This window comes from Mesorhizobium sp. M0830, assembly GCF_040319965.1.
Taxonomy (GTDB): Bacteria; Pseudomonadota; Alphaproteobacteria; order Rhizobiales; family Rhizobiaceae; genus Mesorhizobium.
Genome location: NZ_JAMYOR010000030.1, coordinates 44,861 through 67,357, shown reverse-complemented (window position 1 = coordinate 67,357; position 22,497 = coordinate 44,861). Strand labels below are relative to the sequence as shown.

Here is a 22,497-nt window from a genome sequence, read left to right as displayed (position 1 = left end):
AGAGAGCGCTGATGGCCAAGGCAGCCTCATCGAAACCGAGCGAGAGCTACGCTCCGACGATGGTCGACGTGGCGCTGCGGGCGGGTGTGTCGACCATGACGGTTTCGCGGGCCCTGAAGGAAGGCGGTCGCGTTTCCAAGGCGACGCGGGAAAAGATCATGGTCGCGGTCAACGACCTCGGCTATGTGCTTGACCAGTCGGCCGGCAGCCTTTCCTCGCGCAAGACTGGATTTGTTGCCGCGATGGTTCCGTCACTCAACAACTCCAACTTCGCCGACACGGCGCGCGGCATTACGGATGAACTGGAGAGCACGGGGCTCCAGCTTCTGCTCGGCTACACCGACTATACGGTCGAGAAGGAGGAAAAGCTGATCGAAGCGATGCTCCGTCGGCGGCCGGAAGGCATCATCCTGACCGGCGGCGCTCACACGGATCGCGCCCGCCGCCTTTTGAAGAGCGCCGGCATTCCAGTAGTCGAAACCTGGGAGTTGCCGGTAAAGCCGATCGATCAAGTGGTTGGTTTCTCCAACGAGGAGGCGATGGGACTTCTCGTCAAGACGCTCGCCAGGAAGGGTTACCGAAAATTCGGTTACATCGGTGGCACGACCTCGCGCGACACGCGCGGCAGCCAGCGGCGCGAAGGCTTTGTCAGAGCCATTGAGGAGCTCGGCCTGCCAACCGGGCGCCTCGTTTCCTTTGGCGTGCCGCCAATATCCATCGAGCAGGGCGGCCAGGCCGTCGTGAGCATGCTGGAGCGTTGGCCGGACACGCAAGCCGTACTCTGCGTTTCGGACCTTTCGGCCTTCGGCGCACTGATGGAATGCAAGCGCCGGGGCATGCGGATCCCGCAGGACATCGCCATTGCCGGCTTCGGCGACTACGAGGTAGCCGCCTTTTGCCATCCCGGCATCACCACCGTGAATGTCGACTGCTACGGGATCGGGCAACAGGCCGCGCGCAGATTGATCCAGGTGATCCGAGGCGACGAGAAACGACACGGCCAAGAAATCGTGCTCACCGGCTATCGCGTCGTCGAGCGCGAAAGCACCTGAGTTCCTGCATGGATTCAAACGCAGCGAAGGGCAGCCCAATAGCGATGTTTCGCGAGACCATCACCCTCACGCATGACGGTGCTTTGAAAGCCGTTGCAGCCGGAGCAGCGCGCGCCGTCACGATGGGCGTGCCGCAATGTCTCGTGGTTGTCGATGCGAGCGGCGAAGTCCTCGCCAGCCTGCGCATGGATGGCGCGCGGTTCCTCAGCATGCGTACGGCGCAGGCGAAGGCGCGCACCGCAGCGTCAATAAACGCCGCTACTGGCGGCATGGCGTTCGAAGCGGCGCTCTCAGCCGGTATCGCTTCGCAGGGCGGCGTGACCAATTTGCCTGGGGGCTTGCCGATCCGCTTCGGCGGACGCCTTGCGGGCGGCATCGGCGTCGGTTCGGGAACCGGCGAGCAGGATTTCGATGTGGCACACGCTGCGCTGGCGGCGGTTGGCGCCGACGTGATTTAAGGCGATGTGCCCCCAGCGCAACCGAAGGATCTTCAGAACGCGATCTGAACCTTCATGGATTTGTTTCGGTCACCGGCGATGTCGAAAGCCGCGACCGCCTCGTCGAGAGGATAGATGCCCGTCAGTAGCGGTTTGACGTCCACCCGGCGGCGATTGATCAGGTCGACGGCGAGCGCAAACTCCTCGTGGAAACGGAAAGTGCCCCGCATCTCGATCTCTTTCGCGACGATGAGGTTCTGCGGGATCGACAGATCGCCGCCGAGCCCGAGCTGCACGAGCACGCCGCGCGGCTTCAGGACATCGAGCCCTGCACGCACCGCGCGTTCATTGCCGGAGGCCTCGAACATGATGTCGAAACTACCCTTGTCGACATTGTAGGCGGCGAGCTTTTCGCTGTTTGTCGCGACGTTGATGGTGCGATCGGCGCCGATCTCCAGGGCCTTCGCCAGCACGCCATCCATGACATCGGTGGCGACGATTTCGCGCGCACCGTGGGCTCGTGCGGCGAGGACGCAAAGCGCGCCGATCGGCCCGCAGCCGGTGACCAGAACCCGCTTGCCGAGCAGCGAGCCGGCGCGGTTCATGGCATGCAGCGTAACCGCGAAGGGCTCGGCAAACGCGGCTTCGTTGATGGAGATGTGGTCGGCTATTCTGTGGCACTGCCACGCCTCGGCGACCAGGCGCTGGCGGAAGGCGCCCTGGATGTGCGGCATCGGCATGGCGCTGCCATAGAAGCGCATGTCGAGGCATTGGTTCTGCATGCCTTGCAGGCAATAGCGACAGGCATTGCAGGGTCGGCTGGGCGAGATCGCGACGCGGTCACCGATGGCCAGCGCGGAAACGCCACCGCCGATGGCCTTCACTGTGCCGGCAACTTCATGGCCGAGGATCATCGGCTCGCGCAGGCGAGTAGCGCCGAAGCCACCATGGTTATAGTAGTGCAGGTCCGAGCCGCAGATGCCGCCAGCTTCGACGGCGATTTCGACCTGTCCGGCGCCAGGGGCACCCGGATCGGTCTCCTCGATCCGCAGGTCTTTTGCGGCGTGGATGACGATCGATTTCATGATGTGATCCTCTCTCAGACGACCGGTGTCAGCAAGGTCTGTCCGCCGAAATGGGCGGCGAGATTGTCGCGAACGAGCTGACCCATGGCCTTGCGGGTCTCCACCGTGCCGCTGGCGTGGTGCGGTTGCAGCACGACGTTGGTAAGGTTCAGGAAGCGCTCGTCGATGGTTGGTTCGTTCCAGAACACGTCGAGCCCGGCACCCTTTATGGCCCTGGATTCCAGGGCCGCGAGCAACGCGGTCTCGTCGATCGTGCTGCCGCGCGAAATGTTTATGACGATGCCGTCTGCTCCGAGCGCTGCCAGGATCGACGCATTAATCATGTGTTTCGTGCGTTCGCCGCCGGCTAGCGTTACGATCAGAAATTCGCTGTCGCGCGCCAGTTCGAGCAGATCGCCGACGAACGTATAAGGAAGATCGTCGCGCTTGCGGTTGTCGAAATAAGAAATCGTGCAGTCGAATGCAGCGGCGCGCTTCGCCACCGCCGCACCGACGCGGCCCATGCCGACAATGCCCAGCCTTTTTCCACAGACACGCGTGACCAGCCCCATATTGCCCTTGCGCCAGCTTCCATCGCGTACGTAGGCGTCGGCCTGCGGGATTTTTCGCGCCACGGCGAGCAGCAGCCCGATGCCGATATCGGCTACGTCCTCGGTTAGAACATCAGGTGTATTGGTGACACGAATGCCGTTCGCCCTGGCATAGGCAAGGTCGATGGCGTCGGTGCCCACGCCGTAGCAGGAAACGATTTCAAGCTGCGGCAGCTTCGCCATCAGCGCAGCACTTGCGCCAAGCTCGCCACGCGTAGCGATGGCGCGGATCGCGCCGGCGTGGCTTGAGAGCAGCGCGTCCTTGTCCTCGGACTGCCAAAGCTTGTGGACGCGATATTTCGCTTCAAGATCTCCCATGTCCCAATCCGGATAGGGACCTGTCATCAAAATGTCGGTCACGGCGTCATCTCCTGTGCGGATTCATTTTTCCAATTGACTATGTTATCGATAACATTCATGTCAATAGGGACTGGCGGCAGGTACGTTGGAAATCGCGGCCGCTTCAGGAAACATTGCTCAGGAGGAGCGTTTGGGCAGTTCGTTGTTCGATTTGACCGGCATGCGGGCGCTGGTCACCGGCTCGGGACAGGGGATCGGCCTGGCGCTGGCCGAGGGGTTGGCGCAGCACGGCGCCGAAATCGTGCTCAACGGACGCAGCGCCGAAAAAATGAAAACGGCTGCGGATGCACTGACAGCGAAGGGACACAAGGTCCATAGTGCCGTCTTCGACGTCACCGATCATTCAGCGGTGGCGAACGGCGTCGCGGAGATCGAGGCGAAGATCGGCCCCATCGATATCCTTATCAACAATGCCGGCATGCAGTTCCGAATGCCGCTCGAGGATTTCCCCGCCGACAAATGGGAGGAACTCTTGCGCACCAACATCTCCAGCGTGTTCTTCGTGGGACAAGCGGTGGCGCGGCACATGATCCCGCGGCGGCGCGGCAAGATCATCAACATCGCCTCGGTGCAGAGCGAACTGGCACGGACCAACATCGCGCCCTATACGGCCACGAAAGGCGCTGTGCGCAACCTGACGCGCGGCATGTGTGCCGATTGGGCGCCAGGCTCGTGAGGAGGGTCGCGGGCTAGTCGTCAGCTGTTCCGCGTTGAAGAAATCCTATCGCGACAGGCTTCGCGATGCGGCGGGCGGGTCTCTGTTTTTCGTATTCCTGGAGGGGTCGCGCTCGCTGCTGCGAGCCAGGCTCGCCGAGCGCCGCGGCCACTTCTTTCCACCGGCGCTGCTCGACAGCCAGGTCGCCACACTGGAGCATCCAGGTGACGAACCGCTGGTGGTCACAGTCGACATCGACGCGCCTGTCGACACGATTGCCGATAGAGTGTTGCAGGGTCTGGGTGCACTTGGGGTCGACCCTGCCAGGATCAAGGAAAAAGGCACGTTGAAATGACGCAACCAACAAAAGTCGCCGTTGTCGGCGCCGGCATCATGGGGTCGGCGATCACCACCCGCCTGACCGAGACTGGGCTAGCCGTGACGGTGTTCGATCTGGACAAGGTCAAGGTTGCAGCGCTGACTGCAAAGGGTGCGGCTGCCGCCGCGTCGGTCGCCGAGGCAACGCGAGCGAACGACTTCGTCATTCTCAGTCTCAACCATGCCGATATCGTGCGTTCGGTGGTGTTCGGCGATGCCGGTGTCGCGGCTGCGGCATCGTCGGAAAAGCTGCTGATCGACATGTCTTCGATCGATCCTGTCGACACCGCGCAGATGGCCGGGAAGCTGTCTGCCGAGCCGCAAGGCTGCGCCGACCAGGTCCAGCCAAGGCCAGCGATCGCCGTCTGCAAGCGGTATGCCCGCCGACATCTTTTCGACATTGCTGCGCGGATGCAGCGTATCGCCTTCAACGAAGGCAAGGCCAAGCCGTGCGGCGATCTCGACGCCAACTTTGGTCTTGCCGCAGCCGCTGACACCCATGAAATGGCTCGACTGCCCGCTTTCGGGCGGCGTTCCCGGCGCGCTGGCCGGCAGGCTGACCGTCATGGCGGGTGGCGAGACTGAAGACTTCGAACAGGCGCGCACGGTGATGCGGCATCTCTGCACCAACTACACTCTCATGGGCCCAAGTGGGGCCGGCCAGACGACCAAGCTGATCAACCAGCTGTTCTGCGCCGTACTGTTCCAGGCTGTCGCCGAAGCCGTGAAGCTTGCCGAAGCCGGCGGCGTAGACCCGAAGGCAATTCCCGCTGCACTCAAGGGCGGGCGGGCTGATTCCAGCATCATGCAGGAGTTCATGGCAAAATTCGCTGCCCGCGATTTTTCGCCGACCGGACGCATCGACAACATGCTGAAGGATCTGGATTCGCTGCAGGCCTTCGCGCTGAAAACCAAGACGCCGATGCCGATGACCGGGCAGGTGGTCGAGATCCACCGCCTGCTCTGCGCGGCTGGACTGGGGCCAAGTGATTCGGCTGAGATGATGCGCCTGCTCGACGGCAAGACCAGCTAAGCGGTGAGCCCTGATTTGTCGCTTGACGCTCAGAAATGTTATCGATAACATCATTTGGCGATCTCGGGAGGAACGCTTTTGACTGAGGAAAAACTGATCGAGTTCAAGTCGATCACCAAGGAGTTCGGCGGCACCCGCGCGCTCTCCGACGTGTCGCTCGATCTGTACAAGGGCGAAATCCTGGCGCTGCTCGGCGAGAATGGCGCCGGCAAGTCGACGCTGATCAAGACGCTCGCCGGCATCTACCGGCCGGATGGCGGCCAAATCCTGTTTCGCGGCGAGCCCTACCACCATCGCCCGCCGCGCCCGAACCAGCGCCAGTCCGTCGCCTTCATTCACCAAGATCTCGGTCTCATCGAATGGATGACGGTTGGAGAAAATGTCGGCCTCGCCCAAGGCTTTTCGCTTCGCTCTGGCCTGATCGACTGGCGATCGACCGAGGCGAGGGCGCAGGAGGCTCTCAAGCTGGTCGGCTGCGATTTCGACCCGACGACGCGGGTCCAGGATCTGACGCGCACCGAAAAATCGCTGGTCGCCATCGCTCGCGCCTTGGCTACCGAGGCCGATGTGCTGGTGCTCGACGAGCCGACCGCCAGCCTTCCCGCCGACGAGGTCGAGCGGCTGTTCGACGCCATCCGTCCGCTCAAGCAGCGCGGCGTCGGCATGATCTATGTCTCGCATCGCCTCGATGAAATTTTCCGCATCGCCGATCGCGTCGCCGTGCTGCGCGACGGCAGGCTGGTGGGCGAGAAGAAGGTCGCCGACACAAAACCGGACGAACTGGTAGAGATGATCGTCGGCCGTCCGGTCAGCCAGGTTTTCAGCAAGGCTCAAACGCAGGTCGGCGAGACGATCTGCGCCGTGCGCGACTTGGTCTGCGCCGGTGCCGGCCCGGTGTCTTTCGACGTGCGCAAGGGTGAGTTGCTCGGCCTGGTCGGCCTGCGCGGCGCCGGGCAGGAACTGGTTGGCCGGGCGCTGTTTGGCTGCCAACCCTTTTCTGGCATGGTGACGATCCGCGGGGCTGTGCCGGACCTGTCCAGCCCGATCGCGGCGATGTCGTCCGGCATCGGCCTAATCGCGCGCGATAGGACCGAAGAATCAATCGCCGGATCCTTGTCGATCCGCGAGAACAGTTTCCTCAATCCCGACGCCGGCAAGCGCGGCCTGTTCTCGTTCCTCGCGCCTCACAAAGAGGCTGCGCTGGCGCAGGCGATTGGCAGTTCCGTCGGGCTGCGCCCCAACGACCCGAATCTGCCGATCGAGGCACTTTCTGGCGGCAACCAGCAGAAGGTGGTTGTCGGGCGCTGGCTGCACACCGACCGAAAACTGCTGATCGCCGAAGACCCGACCGCCGGCGTCGATGTCGGCGCCAAGGCCGAGATCTACCGGCTGATCGGACGCGCGCTTGAAGCCGGCCTCGCCGTCGTCGTGGTGTCGACCGATTTCGAGGAGATCGCCCACATCTGCCATCGCGCCTTGGTGTTTTCGCGTGGGCAGATCGTTCGCGAACTCACTGGCAAAGACCTCACCACACCCGCCGTGATTACCGCGGCATCGGCTTCCGAAGCCGCCTGATCTTTCTGGGAGCGAACTCATGCAATCGATCGAATCCAGCGCACTCGAACCGACCCGCGGCGAGATGGCTGATATGTCCATGGGGCAGAAGGTCGTCCGGCTGCTGCCGGTCTACGGGCTGGTGATCCTGACCGTGTTGCTGATCCTGTTGTTTTCGATCCTGCTGCCGAACACGTTCCCGACGCTGCTTAACCTGCGCTCGATCATCTCCGACAAGGCGATCATCGCGCTGTTGTCGCTGGCGGCGATGATCCCGATGGCATCGGGCCGAATTGACCTCACCGTCGGCTACGGAATTGTGCTGTGGCACATCCTGGCCATCAGTTTGCAGACCATGTTCGGCTTTCCGTGGCCGCTGGCAGTGATGATCGTGCTGCTTCTCGGCGCTGCGACCGGCTTCCTCAACGGCCTGCTGGTCGAAGTCGCCCGCATCGACTCCTTCATCGCCACGCTCGGCACCGGCACCGTTCTCTATTCCTTGGCGCTTTGGCATACTGGCGGCCGGCAGGTTGTCGGCGTGTTGCCCAACGGTTTCTACGCGCTCAACGGCACGATGGTGTTCGGGCTGCCGATCACCGGCCTCTACGTGCTTGGCATCGCCGTGGCACTGTGGATCATCCTCGAATATCTGCCTATCGGCCGCTACGTGTATGCCATCGGCGCCAATCCGAAGGCGGCTGCTCTGAACGGCATTCCGGTGCGTCGCTTCGTCATTGGGGCCTTCATCTCGTTGGGCTTCCTGACGGCGCTGACCGGCGTGCTGCTTGCCTCCAAGCTGCGCATCGGCCAAGCCAGCGTCGGGCTGGAGTATCTGCTGCCGGCTCTCGTCGGCGCTTTTCTCGGCTCGACCACGATCAAGCCTGGACGTGTCAACGTCTGGGGTACGATGACCGGCGTAATCATCCTGGCGGTCGGCATTTCCGGCATCCAGCAGTTCGGCGGCTCGTTCTTCGTCGAGCCGCTGTTCAACGGCGTGACGCTGCTCGTTGCCATCGGCATTGCCGGCTACGCCCAGCGCAAGCGCGGCGCCGCTCACAGGGCCAGGACCAAGACCGTAGTGCAGGCCTCGAAGTGATGAGCCGAACCCATCCGAGAATAATGGCATGAGCGACTACGAGATTCTGGACGATCGCTTCCGAAAACTGACGATCGGGCATGCCAAGCTCGAACGGCTGTGGACCGGCAGCCGCTGGGCCGAGGGGCCGGTCTATGTTCCCGCGGCAAAGCATTTGCTGTGGTCGGACATCCCCAACGACCGGTTGTTGCGCTACGACGAAAGCGACGGCTCGGTCAGTGTCTTCGAAACCCCTTGCAACTACCAGAACGGCCATACACTCGACCGCGAAGGCCGCGTCGTTGCTTGCGAGCATGGCGGGCGCCGTATCTCCCGGCTCGAGCATGACGGGCGTTGGCAGACGCTTGTCGAAACCGTTGCAGGCAAGCGGTTCAATTCGCCCAATGACGTGGTGGTCAAATCCGATGGGACGATCTGGTTCACAGATCCGGTCTACGGCATCGAAAGCCACTACGAGGGCAAGATCGCCAGGGCGGAGATCGGCGGATCCCATGTCTACCGGTTCGACGAGCTTTCGGGTGAGGTGACGGCCGTTATCACCGATATGGTGCAGCCGAACGGCCTGGCTTTCTCGCCCGACGAGACGATCCTCTATGTCTCGGACAGCGGCGCCAGCCACGCGCCCGGCCTGCCGCGCGCAATCAAGGCCTATGACCTTGCCGCCGATGGCCGGTCGGCGCGTGCAGGCGATACCTTCGCCGAATGCGGGGCAGGCCTCTTCGATGGTTTTCGCGTCGATCGCGACGGCAACATCTGGGCCTCCAGCGCCGACTCGGTGCGCGTCCATGCACCGGACGGAACCCTGATCGGCCGTATCCTGGTTCCCGAGCTCGTTTCCAATGTCTGTTTCGGCGGTCCCAAGCGCAACCGTCTCTACATCACCGCGCAGACATCCCTCTACGCCATCTACGTCAACGCACATCCGGCCGGCGTTGGTCCGGTGGCGGGCGACATCAGCCGGTGACATGTCGCCAACTCCAATCGAAAGCCGAGTTTTGAAAGACCATGCAATTTCTTGAAACCAAGGGAGGTACCAACATGCAACGCAGAACATTCCTGAAATCATCCGTCGCCTTGATGGCCATGACAATCGCTGCTCCTGTCCTTTTCGCCGGCCAGGCACGGGCGGACGCCACAGCCGACGCCATGGCGGTCGTCCAGAAATATGCGCAGAAGGTCACGGCTTGGGATGGCCCGACCACCGGTCCGAAGGCGCAGCAAGGCAAGACGATCGTCGTGCTCGCCGGCGACCTCAAGAACGGCGGCATCCTGGGCGTCACCAACGGCGTCGAGGAAGCGGCCAAGGCGATCGGCTGGGAGGTCAAGGTGATTGACGGCGCCGGCTCGATCGGCGGCCGCACCGCTGCCTTCGGCCAGGCCATGGCGTTGAAGCCGAATGGCATCGTCATCAACGGTTTTGACGCGGTCGAGCAGGCGCCGGCGCTGGAACAGGCCAAGGCCGCAGGTATCCCGTTGGTCTCCTGGCATGCCGGACCGGTGATCGGGCCCGACGAGAAAAGCGGCGTGTTCGCCAACGTGTCGACGGATGCCATGCAAGTCTCAACGGCCGCGGCCGACTGGGCCTACGCCGATGCCAAGGGCAAGCCCGGCGTCGTTATCTTCACCGATTCGACCTACGCCATCGCCATCGCCAAAGCCGACAAGATGAAGGCGGAGATCGAGCGGCTGGGCGGCAAGGTGCTCGAATATGTCGACACGCCGATCGCCGAGACCTCCCAGCGCATGCCGCAGCTGACCACTTCGCTGCTGCAGAAATACGGCGATGCCTGGACGCATTCGCTGGCGATCAACGACCTTTATTTCGACTTCATGGGACCCTCGCTAGCCGCCGCCGGCAAAGCCGGCACCGACGCGCCGATCAATGTCGCCGCCGGCGACGGTTCGGAATCGGCCTATCAGCGCATCCGCGCCGGCCAATTCCAGAAGGTGACGGTCGCCGAACCGCTCAACTTGCAGGGCTGGCAATTGGTCGACGAACTCAATCGCGCCATCGCTGGCGAAAAATGGTCGGGTTATTTATCGCCGCTGCACGTCGTGACCGCCGACAATGTCGAGTTCGACGGCGGCCCGACCAATGCGTTCGACCCCGGCAATGGCTACCGGGACGAGTACAAGAAGATCTGGGGCAAGTAGGAGCCAGGCGATGCGGGCGCAACGCGATGCGCCCGCATCGCATTCGTACCACAAATCCACGAATTGCACCGCGCCTGCCCTTGCCGGTCGGCGGCCATCCCAAGCGCAGAAACCAGGAAACCTCCGCCATGATCATCCGCTACGCCCTCTTCGAAGGGGAAATCCACGCCGGGCGCGAGAGCGAGTTCCGGCGCTTCGTCAGGGAAAGGCTAGTGCCGTTGTGGACGCAATTTCCTGGGGCGGAAGAGGTGCGTGTCCTGGACGGCACCGCGCGGGACGACGGCGCTCCCGTCTATGCCATGGCACTTGCCATTCGCTATCCCGACATGGACACCTGCAGCCGGGCGCTGCAGTCCGACGTTCGCTTTCAGAGCCGCGACGTGACCGGAGAGCTGCTCAAGATGTTCACCGGCCGCGTGCATCACCATGTTTTCGAGGCCAACGAGTTTTCAACCGCTCGATAGACTAGACTGTATTCGATAGCCGCCTTCCCGTGCAGATGGATTGCAGATTGCGAACAAATAAGGAAACGTCTCCGAAGTAATTCGGATACATTTCACCAAGCTTTTCGACCTTATCGACCTCGACCAAGACAGCCGTTGCACCATTACTCCTTAGCTCGATTTTTAGCTCCATCTCTTCCAATGTCCTCGCACCTAACATAAGCGTCCAGAATGGTTGGATGGTCACGTTATGATCTTTGCCATATTGGAGCAAATAGTATCGAGATTTTTCCGTTGGCTGTACGAAGTTTTCTGAATAATGGGTAAGAGTCTTGATGCCTTCTAGTATGCTGGTCGCACCTATACGCTTGTTAATATCCCGCAATTCCTGCACCCGGTCATTGTGATCCGGAACATCGATATGAACGGGGCACTGCTCAACGTGCGCGAATTCCGCCGACATAAGCTCGAAAAGGCGTAGCCAGTCCTGATCGCCCGTTCCGTGCTTCAGATCCTGGCCCCGGAACAGCCCGACAGCCTCAACTGCAGTCGCCCATGAGTGCTGAAGTCTGGTCCGAACTTGCAATTCGATGCGTCGTCCCTCGAAAGCCTCAGTGTCGGCATCTTTGGGTCGGTACTTGAAAACAATGTGGTGACTTCGATAGCCGTCCGGCTTCGGCTCATCGATATAGTTGAATTCCCGAGAGTGGATATCATGGGGGAACTTGTCTCGCATCGATGCGAGAAGCGAGCGAACACCTTTGATGTCGGCCATGATCGCTCGGCAACCGCCGATGTCGTTCATGGTGTCCAAATTGGTGGTGGACTCGCGAAGCTTCCGACGAATGGATGCGATACGCTTCGGGCGGGATGCCATGTCGCCCTTCAGTCGCAGGGCCCTCATGTGGTGACCGACAGAGAACCGAACGCTCCGCATCGGCAGAAAGTGCGAGTCGCGCCAGCTATTGGCGATTGAGAAGATTTCGAGTGTGTCCACGTACTGGCCGACAGTGATGTCTTGTCCGAACTGAATAGGTTTTGCCAGTCGGTCGCCTGCCCTGCGAACGGCTTTCGTGCCGTAGGCAAGGCGCGGGTACTCAGTCATTGGACCCATGAAGTCAAGGTAGTCCGCCTCATTCTGGACTGGCGGGACCGCAAGGGAATCAGATCTCATGGATCACAACATACGGATCTTAAACCTGGTGGGCTATGACGTTGCGGGCCGTCAATGTTTTTCGCGGCTGCGAAACAACTTGATGTCCATGATGGCGGCGGCCAGCGTTTCGCCTCCAAGAACCTTTCAGCTTCGGCGCAAGGGCGAGCGATGGCGACGGTGAAGCCGGCATCGAAGAGAGTGCCCTCAAGATCGTGAACCGCCCCCACGTTGATTGGAGGTTCCAATTCCTGAGACAATTGGCCCCAAACCCACCGTGCCCCACATATAGTTCACGGAATATTGGTTGCCTGGGCCGTACTTGGGGTGCGCCGCTCGATGACGTCCCACATGTTGGCGATGTTTGGCAACTTCGTCCTGTCCGGCTTCTGGAAGACGTCCCGACTTGGCGGGACAGGAAACTGGCGCTTGGCACGACGACATCGTAGCCGGTTCCGCCTGTGAGAAGCTTGGTCTCAGAGTTGAATGGGCCAACTCGGTCGTTGAATGCCCTACACCATGACGCAGTGCGATCAGCGGCAAATCAGGCCGGGAGCCGCCACATTCGGACACGACCTGTACCACGCAATTCCGTTTCCTCGAGCGGGTCGCAAGCAAATTTTGGTCCGAGCAGTTGGCGAGTTGCATCGGAAATACGGATTTCATCGGGCTCCGCAGACGTTTGAATGCGTGAGGCGAGGTTAACCGTCTCGCCCCACAGGTCGTAGGCGAACCGCCTTTTGCCTATGACGCCAGCGACGATCGGTCCTGAGTGAATTCCAATTCTCAGTCTTATCGGTTCTCCCGCGAAGCGTTCGCGCTTGACCGCCCTCCGCAGTTCAAGTGCATAGTGCGCAAGGGCTTGTGCATGATCGGATCGCGCGGTGGGCAAGCCAGCGACAACCAACACACAATCGCCGATTGTCTTGATCTTTTCGCAGCCGTGTCGTTCCGAGAGCCGATCCGCCGCCTTAAAGAAGTAATTTAAGATAGCGAGCGTCGTTACCGCTCCGACGCTCCGCGCTCTTTCCGTAAAACCGACGATGTCGGCAAAAAGCACACTTACCTCCGCGTGGTTGTCCGCAATTTTTTTGTGTGCCTTCAACCGCTCCGCGATCGACGCCGGAAGAATGTTAAGGAGCAGGGATTCGGCGCGCTGGTATTCACGCGACAATCCCTCCTGGCTCTTCCTCAACGCCTCGTTTGTCGATTGTAATTTCTCGTTGAGTTGACGCTCCCTCTCTTGCAGGAGCGTCATTTCATAAGCCTTCTGTTGAAGCCGCTGCTTGTTGTCGCGTTCGGCAGTGGCGTCAAGAAAGAGCAGCCACACGCAGTCGTCGTCGGCAAAAAGATGAAGGTCCGCGACGCGCCCGCTGGGCAGTTCGATCATAGCCATATGATATGGAAGTTCCGGGAAAGGCAGCAAACCTTCCATGAATTGAAGCTGATCGGTAACAGGCCTACCGATGCGAACGGATAAGAGCCCGTAATGTTCAACGTTACCGCCCTTCGCGGCTATGCAAAGCTGAGCGTCAATTTTGACATATGCGATAGAGTGCTCGTTATAGAAGAAATTGTAAATCCAATCTCCGACTTCTCGTGGCAATCTACGCATGGTCTATTTGGTGACCATCGAAGCAAGTTGAAGGAACGCATCATCGACGTGCTCACCCGAAAGCGCACTTGTTAGATAGATTTGCCATCCACGTCGCCTCAGTCCATTTATCTCACTATCCGGTATTACCCACTGATCGGCCAGATCGGATTTGTTGAACAGCAATACAAACGGCATAGCACCGAATTCGGCCTCGACCCGCTCGCGCAGCGTGAGCGCGGCGGCAAGAGTAGCGGCGCGGGTTCCGTCGACGACAAGCACGAGCCCTGTCGCACCCCGCACATGGCTGACGCGGAATGAGCCGATATCGTCTTCGCCGGCCAAGTCCCACAAGATCAGATCCACTGTTTTGTCCGGGAGTGCGACACTCTTCTTGTCGATTTTCACTCCTACCGTGGTCAAGTAGGTTTCTGAAAAGATGCTTTGCACAAACCTGCGAACCAGGCTGGTCTTTCCGACAGAGAACCCGCCCAACATACAGATCTTTTTTTGCAACATCTTGGGCTCCGCCCTAATCCAGGTTTACCGTAACCGAAACCCGGCGATTGGTGGAGCTACCGGTTTGACTATTTTCAGGCACCGCCGGTTCAAAGGTGCCCGCGCCCCGAACCAGCAGTAGTTCCGGAGCGACGCCGCGCTTGTTGAGAAGCGCACGAACTGTCTCGGCGCGGGCGGCGCTGATCGACGCGTTGGCCGTCTCACGGCCCGTGGCGTCCGAATGGCCGGTCAACATGAACCGCGCTGTTACGCCTGACTTGCGGGCATCTTGGGCGAATTCCTTTATTTGACCCGCCAATCTGTCGAGAACCGGAATCTGCTCTGGTCCCGGCACAACTTTGCCGGAAGAGAAGAATATATCGGTCGTCTGGATCGCCTCTCTCAAATGATTGAGTTCTGCAAGGTCCAGCTCATGCAGCTGCGAGACATCCAGAACCACTCCGTCCGCCGAAAGTTGTTCGGCGGCGGCCTGCGCCCGGTTGATCCAGGCGGCAGGAGCCTCACCCACGACAACGATGCGACCCTGGATGATCGAAAGCTGGACCGATTTCGGCGGGGTCAGCGACGCCGTCAGCCGCTTCACCACGAACTTCGGATCGAGGCTCTGATAGAATTGCCAGTGTGAATGAACGCGGTCAGGATCAACCTCCGTTCCGGACAGCAGAGCTTGCGGGTCGGCGGCAAGCGGGTCTCTCAGGCCGGAAATGTAGAAATGTCCGCCCCTCGCCGTTTGTTGGGCGACGATGATCCCCGGTTGGGCCTCAAGTCGCGACACATAATATTGCCAGTGCTCCGCCGCGCGTGCTTCGGGGCTCACATCACGAACCTTGGAGATGTCGAATTCCGGTCCGCCTGCCGAAAGCTGGCGGGCGGCTGCGCGCGCCCGATCTATCCAGGTGTCGGGAGCCTCACCCTCGGCAACGATGCGATCGTTGACGATCGAAAGTCGTACTGTATCCGGCGGATACAGCGACGCTGTCAGCCGCTTCAACACGAACTCCGGCTCAAGGCTCTGATACAATTGCCACTGTGAATGAACGCGGGCGGGATCGACCTGCGTTCCAGACAACAGCGACTGCGGGTCGGCGCCAAGCGGGTCTCTCAGGCCGGCGATATAGAATTGGCCGTCGCGTATCTTTTGTTCTGCAACGATGATGCCCGGCTGGGTCCCCAGTCGCGACACATAGGCCTGCCAGTGCTCCGCGGCGCGTGCTTCGGGGCTCACATCACGAACCTTGGAGATGTCGAATTCCGGTCCGCCTGCCGAAAGCTGGCGGGCGGCTGCGCGCGCCCGATCTATCCAGGTGTCGGGAGCCTCACCCTCGGCAACGATGCGATCGTTGACGATCGAAAGTCGTACTGTATCGGGCGGGGTCAGCGACGCCGTCAGCCGCTTCAACACGAACTCCGGCTCAAGGCTCTGATACAATTGCCACTGTGAATGAACGCGGGCGGGATCGACCTGCGTTCCAGACAACAGCGACTGCGGGTCGGCGCCAAGCGGGTCTCTCAGGCCGGCAATATAGAATTGGCCGCCGCGTATCTTTTGTTCTGCAACGATGATGCCAGGCTGGGTCTCCAGTCGCGACACATAGGCCTGCCAGCGCTGCCCGGATTGCCAGGAAAGAAAGAACCAACCGCCTGCCGGAATCAAAATCAGTAGGGCTGCAGCCACCACCAGCCACGGAAATCCCTGGTTTGATTCCTCCTGCTTCAGTTCAACGCAGGTCTGCAACTGCGCTTCTATGCCGGCCAACTGCGAACTGTCGCCGTCAAACTGCTCTAAAGCCTGCGAGCATTCATCATGGATGCGAAGCAATACATCGCGAACGATTTCATGCAATTCCTCTGGCGGATTTCCTCGGATCACCGAAACCAGGGTCGCAAACGGTCCAACTTCCGACCAGAGACGAAGGTCGCCAAAACGAATTGTGTCCAGGCCGCTCTGCTCTTTCTCGTTAAACGAATCTTTCACAAAATCTTGAATTGCACTGAGCATCGAAGAAATGAGTTGAGGATCTTCGCTAGTTGCATTATCGGCAGTTACATGCGCTATCAAAAGACCGGAATTCCGGTTAATGAGAAAGACATGCTCCACACGATAGATAAGAGAATGTTTCAGAACAACTTCTGAGAAGCTAGCTCCAGTTCTCCACGATTCAAATCTCCACTTGAGCCCATGCCAGGTAAAGATGTGTCTCAAAGTTTCATTCAACGACTGAAAGGTCTGGTCGATCTTTTCCCCGATCGACTTGCGAATTGCCGGCAGAAACACTGGGTATAATATATCTGTCAGCGTGCGCGGGCTCTTCTGGATTGACCGTTGCACAGCCCTTTCAACAGCTGGCGCAAGGGCCTCGCCGAGTTGCGCATGAGGTGCTCGTGCGGCCGCACTGGAAAGAACGTCGCCCACGGCTGCCGCGAGCTGCTCCGGTTCGTCCAGCAGATGGGTAACTCGTGAAAGCTCTGAAATTTCGCGGCTGACCAGCAATTGGCGCAGCGTTTCCATGCGAGGATCGGCGGTTGGAACTCCGTCGAAACGCGCGCGGTAGTCCGGATCAACATTCCGGGCAATTTCGATCAAAAGGCGAGCCAGAGCCTCGCGATCAATCTCTGTATCGTTCGAGGCTGTTCTTTGCGGAAGGGTGATCGGGTCGACGGTTGACGTCAAGGTCCCATCAACTCACTTTCCAGCTACGGTCCGAGTTGCTCTTGCTGCCGACGGGGTCCTGATTCAGACATTTTGCAACCTCGACAAACAGGCCAGCCAGAAGATTTCGGTCGGTCTTGACGTTGCTGAGATCGGCAAACATTTTCTCTATCAGCAACTGAACGCCTTCATTCTTCTGCTTGATTTCCTCACGCAGCAAATGATCGTTTCGATTTATCCGGTCCGCAACGTCGCGCTCAAGCTCGCTCAATTGGTCCGACAACGCGCGCACCTGCTTTTCGAGGGCCTGGTTTTGCTCGCGAAGATTCCGGTCAATCTCCTTGTCGGCATCGGCTCGTGAATCTTTTTCGTTCCGCAATTGCCCCGCAAGCGAATCGACCTGCTTCTTTGCATTTGACTCGTACATTTCGAGATTGCGCTTGGCTTCCGATTCGACATCCTTGAAGCGCTGCAAGACCCGTTCTTCAAGCTTGGAAAAGCGGCGGTCATAGTCCTGCATCTGGTTGCCGAACAGCAGATCGCGTATCTTGTCGACACCTACAGCGTCGCCCGAGGCCCCGCCCTCGCGAGCCTGGCCCACCACGAAGTTCAGCCCGTTTCCCTCTGCATTACCGATCAGGTTTCCGTCCACTTTATTTGCCGAAGAAGCGGCATTCGAAGATTCCTTAGCCATCCAGACGCCCCATTGACCAGAACAAAACTTGAAAACGCGAAATCATGTCAGACAAATACCAGGTCTGCAAGCCGGAATCCCTTGGCGCAATCCGATTCGTGCGTCCCTTGTTCGTCTTTTGGGCAATGCACAACCTACGATTGAGTTCGCTCTTGGTACCTATTTTTGACAACGGAAATAGCCGGCAAATCCAATTGACCACTCGGCAATCTACGCCGAAATGAGTAGTGATACGTTATATGAAATGAGGTCGATATGAATTGCGACTAACCTATATCTTCATTGAAACTCTATGAGCGCTTCCTTACGGCCCGTCTTCAAGGCTTTTCGCCTGGCTCTAATTCGCCCCGATCTTGACAGAGCTGTGCTGCAGTTCGGCACGCATCGCGCGATCGACGGTCTGTCGAGCTCTGAGCTTGCCGCCGAACTCCTGCGCTCTCTTGTAGTTATTGAAAAGTGGACCCAACCGCGACGTTCGCGGCACCCTTCTCTGTCACCGACCGACGGCTTGGCAGGCTAAGGAGTGCGGCTATCGAACCGGCTTCGGCAGCAGACATAGGTCGGCGGACCGTGCGGGGCATGACGTTCCTGCCGCAGGCACCACAACGATGCTGCGTGCAGACCTCGGTGTCGAGGGCGATGCAAATGTCTATCGCATCATGCGGGGATAGACGCGATTGCGTGCGCATCGCCGCAACTTACTCCTGCAAGGGTCTCTATTGGGCGACTTGGGACACTGCTGACATCAACTCCTGCGGGTTTGGAGCTCCAAACATGTATCGCCCACCCTCTGGAACCTCCGTGAAGCTCCACCGGACGATCCCCTGCCGGTCCAGCAGGAATTGACCTATCAATTGTCCGTGTCCCGTTGCCATCATCTGCTCGTCGGCTTCGGTCACTTCGTAATTGTCCTTCTTGCCGAGGAATTCGCTGGCCGCAAAAGGATCCATGGGACCGGGCAACTCGCCTGGTAAGTCGACCCGCATATCCTTCGCCATTGCCATCGAGACCTTGTACGGCCAGTTCGTCTCGTTTTCGGTGAATTCGAGATTGGGCAGTCCAAAAGCACGATGTGAAGCGCGTTCAGGGTCGGACGCCGCAAGCAGATTTGGCATCGGGTGGTAGCGGAAATAGAGACGCGCCCGTTCGATCGGCGTGTTGACCACCGTCAGGCTCTGCACGCCCTTTTCACGCAGTTCCGGATCAAGCCGCGCCTGGGCGGCGATATGGCGCCGGCAAAACGCACAATGCAGACCTCGAAACAGGCCAACAAGGACCGGTTTATGCCCGCGAAAGTCGTCAAGCGCGATCTTGCCTTCCTGGGAAATGGCGTCGAGTACCACGTTTGGCGCCCGGTCGCCCGGTTGAAGCGGTACCAAGTCACTGCGCGCGGACATTTCAACCTCCAACCCCGGCTAATCGAGAAAAGGCAGCACCACAAGCGTCTCCGGGTCGAGCCCGTGCTGGGCGCATACACCCTGCGCCAAGGAAAAGTAGCGTTCGGCCTCGGCCAGATTGTCGAGGTCGAGATTAAGCGTTGCAAGACCATCATAGCACGGAAACAGCAGTTGGGGTTCGGCCGTTTCGCGGGCTACCTCCAGTGCTTCGTTGAACAAGCCAACCGCCAGTTCCGGACGGCCGTTGCACTGGTGGATCTGCCCAAGCACGATCAACGGCACCGGCAGGTGCTCGCGCTGGTCGAGTGCCCGGTCGATCTCGATGGCCTTCTCGGCAGCAGGCACGCCCTCCGTTGGACAGCGATCCGTGAAGGTACAACAAGCGACCGCCAAATTGGCGAGGAGGCGCGCCTGGAAGCCCAAATCACCAATGTGGCGCGCCACTTCAAGACCGCGCCGACAGACCTCCATCGCCCGTGCCGGATCGATGGTCGTGTAAAGCACGCCGAGATTGGTGTAGCCGCGGCAGGCCGCGCCCAGCAGACCGGCGGCTTCGGCCAATTCAATGCTACGCTCAACCTGACGCACGGCTTCATGGTTTCGCCCAAGACGAGCCAACGCCACAGCCTTGGTATTGAGTGCCTCGGCGGTCACAAGAGTGGCACCGCGCCCCACCTCGGAGACATGTTCCGTCGTCAGAGTGCCTACGCAATCCAGCGCTGCGTCTGCCCATTTTGCCGCGAGAGCATGATCTCCGCTACGGAATGCCTGTCGGCCACGTTCTTGCCAGAGATGCGCCTGCTCGACCGGGGCATCCGCTCCATCGAGGAGCGCTGCCGCTTCAGCATAGCGGGATTCTGCGTGGTCCCGCTTGCCGACGTCCCAGAGCAGCCGGCCGATCTTACGCAAAACTCGCGCCGAAGCGACACGATCGCCTGACTCGCGGTATGCCTGCAACACCGTGTCATAGTGGCTGTGCGCGATCTCGCGGTGGCCTGCCGGGCCGCTCAGATCGGCAATGCACTCTTGAATTGCCAGTTTGAGCGGCGTTTGCCCGACGGCGCCCAACGCAGTCAGTGCTCGCTCGTAGAGACGAAGGGCGTCATCGTTGGCGTATATCATGCGAGCGCGATCGCCCGCTGCCTGCAGGTAATGCGCGCCCTTCTCCCGTTCGGCGCTCTGTGCGAAATGATGACCGAGCACTGTCAAATCCTCGAGTCGTTCCGGCTTGCCGCCGCACATTTTCTCCAAGGCAGCACCGACCCGCCCGTGGATGTCGGTGCGGCGTTGCAGGAGCAGATTCTGATAGATCACGTCCTGCAGCAACGTTTGCGTAAAGCGGTAGCTTTGCGACGAGACCGAGCCTGATCCGGCAACTTCCTCGATGATTTCCGCATCGCACAGCATTTCGCAGGCGGCTTCAAGCCGGCCGGGGTCGGCTGTCACGGTTTTCAGAAGCGTGGCATCGAAGCGCGGGCCGATTACCGCGGCTTCCTGGGCCAATCGGCGCACCTCTTGGGGCAGCCGGTCGACGCGAGCAAGCAACATTGCCTGGATAGTGGCGGGAATGCCGGTTGCGACTTCGCCTGCCACAGTCCGCCATCGCTGGCCCTCGCGCATCAGTACACCGCGATCGATAAGGCCGCGAACGATCTCCTCTAGAAAAAGGGGGTTGCCGCCCGCGCGCTCGAGGATTTGCTCGAGAAGCCCGCCTGCAGAGTTTACCCAGCTCTCGCCGAAAAGCGCCGCCAGCAGGCTGCGGCCGTCATTACTGTTAAGTGGCGAAAGTCTCAGCGCTGTATGACTGACCCGACTTGAGTCGAGCTGGCCGCTGTCCGGCGCCGGACGGTGGGTGACCAGCAACATCAACCGCGTGCGTTCCAACCTGTCCATCACGAAACGTAGCGCCTCAAGCGACACAGCATCGGCCCAGTGCAGGTCTTCGACGACAATCAACAGCGGTGACAGCGCAAGCCGCCGTTCGATGATCGTGCGGACTGCGTAGAGAATTTGCCGCCGCAACTGCTCGGGCTCGACATGCTGCAACGTGGCATCGGGGTCGCCAAGGCCAAGCACATGGTAGAGCAGAGGCATCAATCGCTTTGCCTCCTCGCCCTGCAGGCCGAGATCGGTAAGCAAGGCTGCGAGCTTCTCCCGCATTTCGTCCCCATTGTCGTTTTGCATCATCCCGGCAGCGCTGCGCACCACCGCACCCAAGGCGCCAAATGATTGTTCGCCCAGCGGTGAGCAGGTGGCCTGCCGCACAGCGACGTTGCGAAAACGATCCTCATCGCCGACGCGGGCGACGAACTCCTTCACCAGCCGCGATTTCCCGATACCGGCTTCTCCGACGAGGCGCACAAGTTGGGCCGAGCCGCCACACGCCTGGTCAAGGCTCGCCAGCATTCTGTTGAGCTCCGCACCACGACCTATTATCGGCGCGCTGAGGCCGAGCGCGTCGAGCCCACGCGCTGCACGCGGCGCCGCTAGCGGGGCATCGAGTCGATGGACGAGCACACTGCCAGCCTTGCCGCGAAGCACGACATCACCCAGCGGCTCGTAAGAGAAGGCATGCCGGGTCAGCCTGTGAGTGAGCTCGCCTACCAGCACCTCACCCGGCGCGGCGAGCGATTGGAGACGTTGCGCCGTATTCACCGTGTCGCCGGTAACCGAATAGGATTTGGCGGTGCCGATGCCCAATCCGCCAGTAACAACAGGACCCGTGTTAATGCCGATGTGGAGTAACAGAGGCGAGCCGGAGTGGGAGGTGCCTTCGCCCAACCGCGCCGTCCGGGCGATCATGTCGAGAGCGGCGCGAAGCGCACGCTCCGGATCGTCCTCATGCGCGACCGGCGCACCGAACAAAGCGAGCAGTGCATCGCCGATGAATTTGTCGACGAAGCCACCAAAGTTTCGGACGGCCGCGGTCAATTCCTTGAACAGTTCGTTCTGCAGCGCTTGCATGACCTCGGGGTCGAGTTGCTCGCTGAGTGTCGTGAAGCCGCAAAGGTCGGCGAACAGGACCGTTACCGTCCGGCGATCGGCGTCAGAGACGGGATGCAGCCCTTCTTCGCGTTCGATGTTCGCAAGCAGCGACGGAGTCCGAGAAGGCGGCACAATGGTCTGGCTTGGTGTCGGAGCAGGCCGTTCGACGGCTTTTGCGGACGCACCGACGCTTGCCCCACATTTCGGACAGAACTCGAAATCAGGTGCGCAGGGATAGCCGCAACTGGCGCAAAGCACGGGCTGGCGCCTACCACACCTCGGACAGAAAGCGTAACCGCTCTCAACCTCGAAACCGCAGCCTGAGCAGTCCATAGAACAAGACCTCGCTAGGGGCCGTGACGGTGTGATCTAGCTACGCACTTCACGGCCAGGGTATCACAAGGATGAACCGATAGCCGTCGACCAGCAAGCGGCAGTGCAAAATGGGCATTGAGCGATCGGTGCGGTCCTGGGGCAGAGCGCTGCCGGTCCGGACGGCGCCGTGGCCATCGTTGCGAAAGTTCCCTCTTGCCACCTGCTAGCGTTGAGATGAGGAGACGCGTGATCAAGGCCACTCATCCTGACTTTCAATATCGACCGCCATAACGGCAAGATCGCTGCCGTACCGGCATATAGAGTTTGACGCAAAGGCCACGTCACTGCCGGCA

The 22,497-nt window shown here is 60.3% G+C and carries 16 protein-coding genes and 6 pseudogenes; 11 read left to right on the top strand and 11 right to left on the bottom strand.

Features of this window, described 5'->3' with window-relative positions:
* Positions 1-11 precede the first annotated feature (11 nt).
* Together NKI20_RS18755 and NKI20_RS18750 are read left to right on the top strand one after the other, a co-directional pair.
* Positions 12-1,052, top strand: a complete 1,041-nt coding sequence (locus NKI20_RS18755; RefSeq protein ID WP_023763031.1) for a LacI family DNA-binding transcriptional regulator — start codon at positions 12-14, stop codon at positions 1,050-1,052.
* An 8-nt stretch (positions 1,053-1,060) separates the two neighbouring features.
* Complete coding sequence (locus tag NKI20_RS18750) at positions 1,061-1,510, top strand: GlcG/HbpS family heme-binding protein (protein WP_502898137.1); 450 nt, start codon at positions 1,061-1,063, stop codon at positions 1,508-1,510.
* Between the two features lie 32 nt (positions 1,511-1,542).
* Here the strand turns inward: NKI20_RS18750 and NKI20_RS18745 are convergent, their stop codons facing one another.
* A complete protein-coding gene (locus NKI20_RS18745; RefSeq protein WP_352832879.1) occupies positions 1,543-2,574 on the bottom strand; it encodes an L-idonate 5-dehydrogenase in 1,032 nt (343 codons plus the stop codon).
* A gap of 14 nt (positions 2,575-2,588) precedes the next feature.
* Positions 2,589-3,509 carry a 2-hydroxyacid dehydrogenase gene (locus NKI20_RS18740; RefSeq protein WP_352832903.1) on the bottom strand — a complete coding sequence of 307 codons (921 nt, stop codon included), beginning with the start codon at positions 3,507-3,509 and terminating at the stop codon, positions 2,589-2,591.
* A 175-nt stretch (positions 3,510-3,684) separates the two neighbouring features.
* Here NKI20_RS18740 and NKI20_RS18735 point away from each other — a divergent pair.
* The 3 pseudogenes from NKI20_RS18735 to NKI20_RS18725 form a co-directional block, all read left to right on the top strand.
* Positions 3,685-4,188: pseudogene (locus NKI20_RS18735) on the top strand (SDR family NAD(P)-dependent oxidoreductase); the annotation flags it as partial.
* 10 nt (positions 4,189-4,198) lie between these two features.
* Positions 4,199-4,534 (top strand): annotated as a pseudogene (locus NKI20_RS18730) (gluconokinase); the annotation flags it as partial.
* Positions 4,531-4,875 (top strand): annotated as a pseudogene (locus NKI20_RS18725) (NAD(P)-binding domain-containing protein); the annotation flags it as partial. The pseudogenes NKI20_RS18730 and NKI20_RS18725, both read left to right, overlap by 4 nt.
* Here the strand turns inward: NKI20_RS18725 and NKI20_RS18720 are convergent.
* Positions 4,869-5,058 (bottom strand): annotated as a pseudogene (locus NKI20_RS18720) (gluconokinase); the annotation flags it as partial. The pseudogenes NKI20_RS18725 and NKI20_RS18720 sit on opposite strands and share 7 nt — an antisense overlap.
* Here NKI20_RS18720 and NKI20_RS18715 point away from each other — a divergent pair.
* From NKI20_RS18715 to NKI20_RS18690, 6 genes and pseudogenes are all read left to right on the top strand, one after another.
* A pseudogene (locus NKI20_RS18715) lies at positions 5,051-5,590 on the top strand (NAD(P)-dependent oxidoreductase); the annotation flags it as partial. The pseudogenes NKI20_RS18720 and NKI20_RS18715 sit on opposite strands and share 8 nt — an antisense overlap.
* A 78-nt stretch (positions 5,591-5,668) precedes the next feature.
* Complete coding sequence (locus tag NKI20_RS18710; RefSeq protein ID WP_352832877.1) at positions 5,669-7,165, top strand: sugar ABC transporter ATP-binding protein; 1,497 nt, start codon at positions 5,669-5,671, stop codon at positions 7,163-7,165.
* Positions 7,166-7,184: 19 nt separating this feature from the next.
* Positions 7,185-8,240, top strand: coding sequence for an ABC transporter permease (locus tag NKI20_RS18705; protein WP_352832874.1), 1,056 nt, complete (start codon positions 7,185-7,187; stop codon positions 8,238-8,240).
* 28 nt (positions 8,241-8,268) lie between these two features.
* Entirely contained in the window at positions 8,269-9,204 is a 936-nt protein-coding gene (locus NKI20_RS18700; protein WP_352832871.1) for an SMP-30/gluconolactonase/LRE family protein, read from the top strand.
* Positions 9,205-9,278: 74 nt separating this feature from the next.
* The gene (locus tag NKI20_RS18695) at positions 9,279-10,394 is read left to right on the top strand and encodes an ABC transporter substrate-binding protein (protein ID WP_352832869.1); all 1,116 of its coding nucleotides are present in this window, start codon (positions 9,279-9,281) and stop codon (positions 10,392-10,394) included.
* 128 nt (positions 10,395-10,522) lie between these two features.
* Complete coding sequence (locus tag NKI20_RS18690) at positions 10,523-10,858, top strand: hypothetical protein (protein WP_352832866.1); 336 nt, start codon at positions 10,523-10,525, stop codon at positions 10,856-10,858.
* A 1-nt stretch (position 10,859) separates the two neighbouring features.
* On the opposite strand, the gene NKI20_RS18685 is transcribed toward NKI20_RS18690, so the two are convergent.
* The 8 genes and pseudogenes from NKI20_RS18685 to NKI20_RS18650 all read right to left on the bottom strand — a co-directional run bounded on the left by NKI20_RS18685 (position 10,860) and on the right by NKI20_RS18650 (position 22,162).
* Complete coding sequence (locus NKI20_RS18685; RefSeq protein WP_352832864.1) at positions 10,860-11,942, bottom strand: RelA/SpoT domain-containing protein; 1,083 nt, start codon at positions 11,940-11,942, stop codon at positions 10,860-10,862.
* Positions 11,943-12,254: 312 nt separating this feature from the next.
* Positions 12,255-12,468, bottom strand: a pseudogene (locus NKI20_RS18680) (spermidine/putrescine ABC transporter substrate-binding protein PotF); the annotation flags it as partial.
* Between the two features lie 66 nt (positions 12,469-12,534).
* Positions 12,535-13,386 (bottom strand): adenylate/guanylate cyclase domain-containing protein, encoded by an 852-nt coding sequence (locus NKI20_RS18675; RefSeq protein ID WP_352832861.1) that lies wholly within the window; start codon positions 13,384-13,386, stop codon positions 12,535-12,537.
* A gap of 222 nt (positions 13,387-13,608) precedes the next feature.
* A complete protein-coding gene (locus tag NKI20_RS18670) occupies positions 13,609-14,103 on the bottom strand; it encodes a Rab family GTPase (RefSeq protein WP_352832858.1) in 495 nt (164 codons plus the stop codon).
* Positions 14,104-14,116: 13 nt separating this feature from the next.
* On the bottom strand, positions 14,117-16,774 hold the full coding sequence (locus tag NKI20_RS18665; protein ID WP_352832855.1) for an OmpA family protein: 2,658 nt from the start codon (positions 16,772-16,774) through the stop codon (positions 14,117-14,119).
* 7 nt (positions 16,775-16,781) lie between these two features.
* Complete coding sequence (locus tag NKI20_RS18660; protein ID WP_352832852.1) at positions 16,782-17,447, bottom strand: hypothetical protein; 666 nt, start codon at positions 17,445-17,447, stop codon at positions 16,782-16,784.
* Positions 17,448-18,163: 716 nt separating this feature from the next.
* Entirely contained in the window at positions 18,164-18,844 is a 681-nt protein-coding gene (locus NKI20_RS18655; protein ID WP_023762157.1) for a redoxin domain-containing protein, read from the bottom strand.
* Positions 18,845-18,862: 18 nt separating this feature from the next.
* On the bottom strand, positions 18,863-22,162 hold the full coding sequence (locus NKI20_RS18650; protein ID WP_352832848.1) for an ATP-binding protein: 3,300 nt from the start codon (positions 22,160-22,162) through the stop codon (positions 18,863-18,865).
* Between the last annotated feature and the right edge of the window lie 335 nt (positions 22,163-22,497).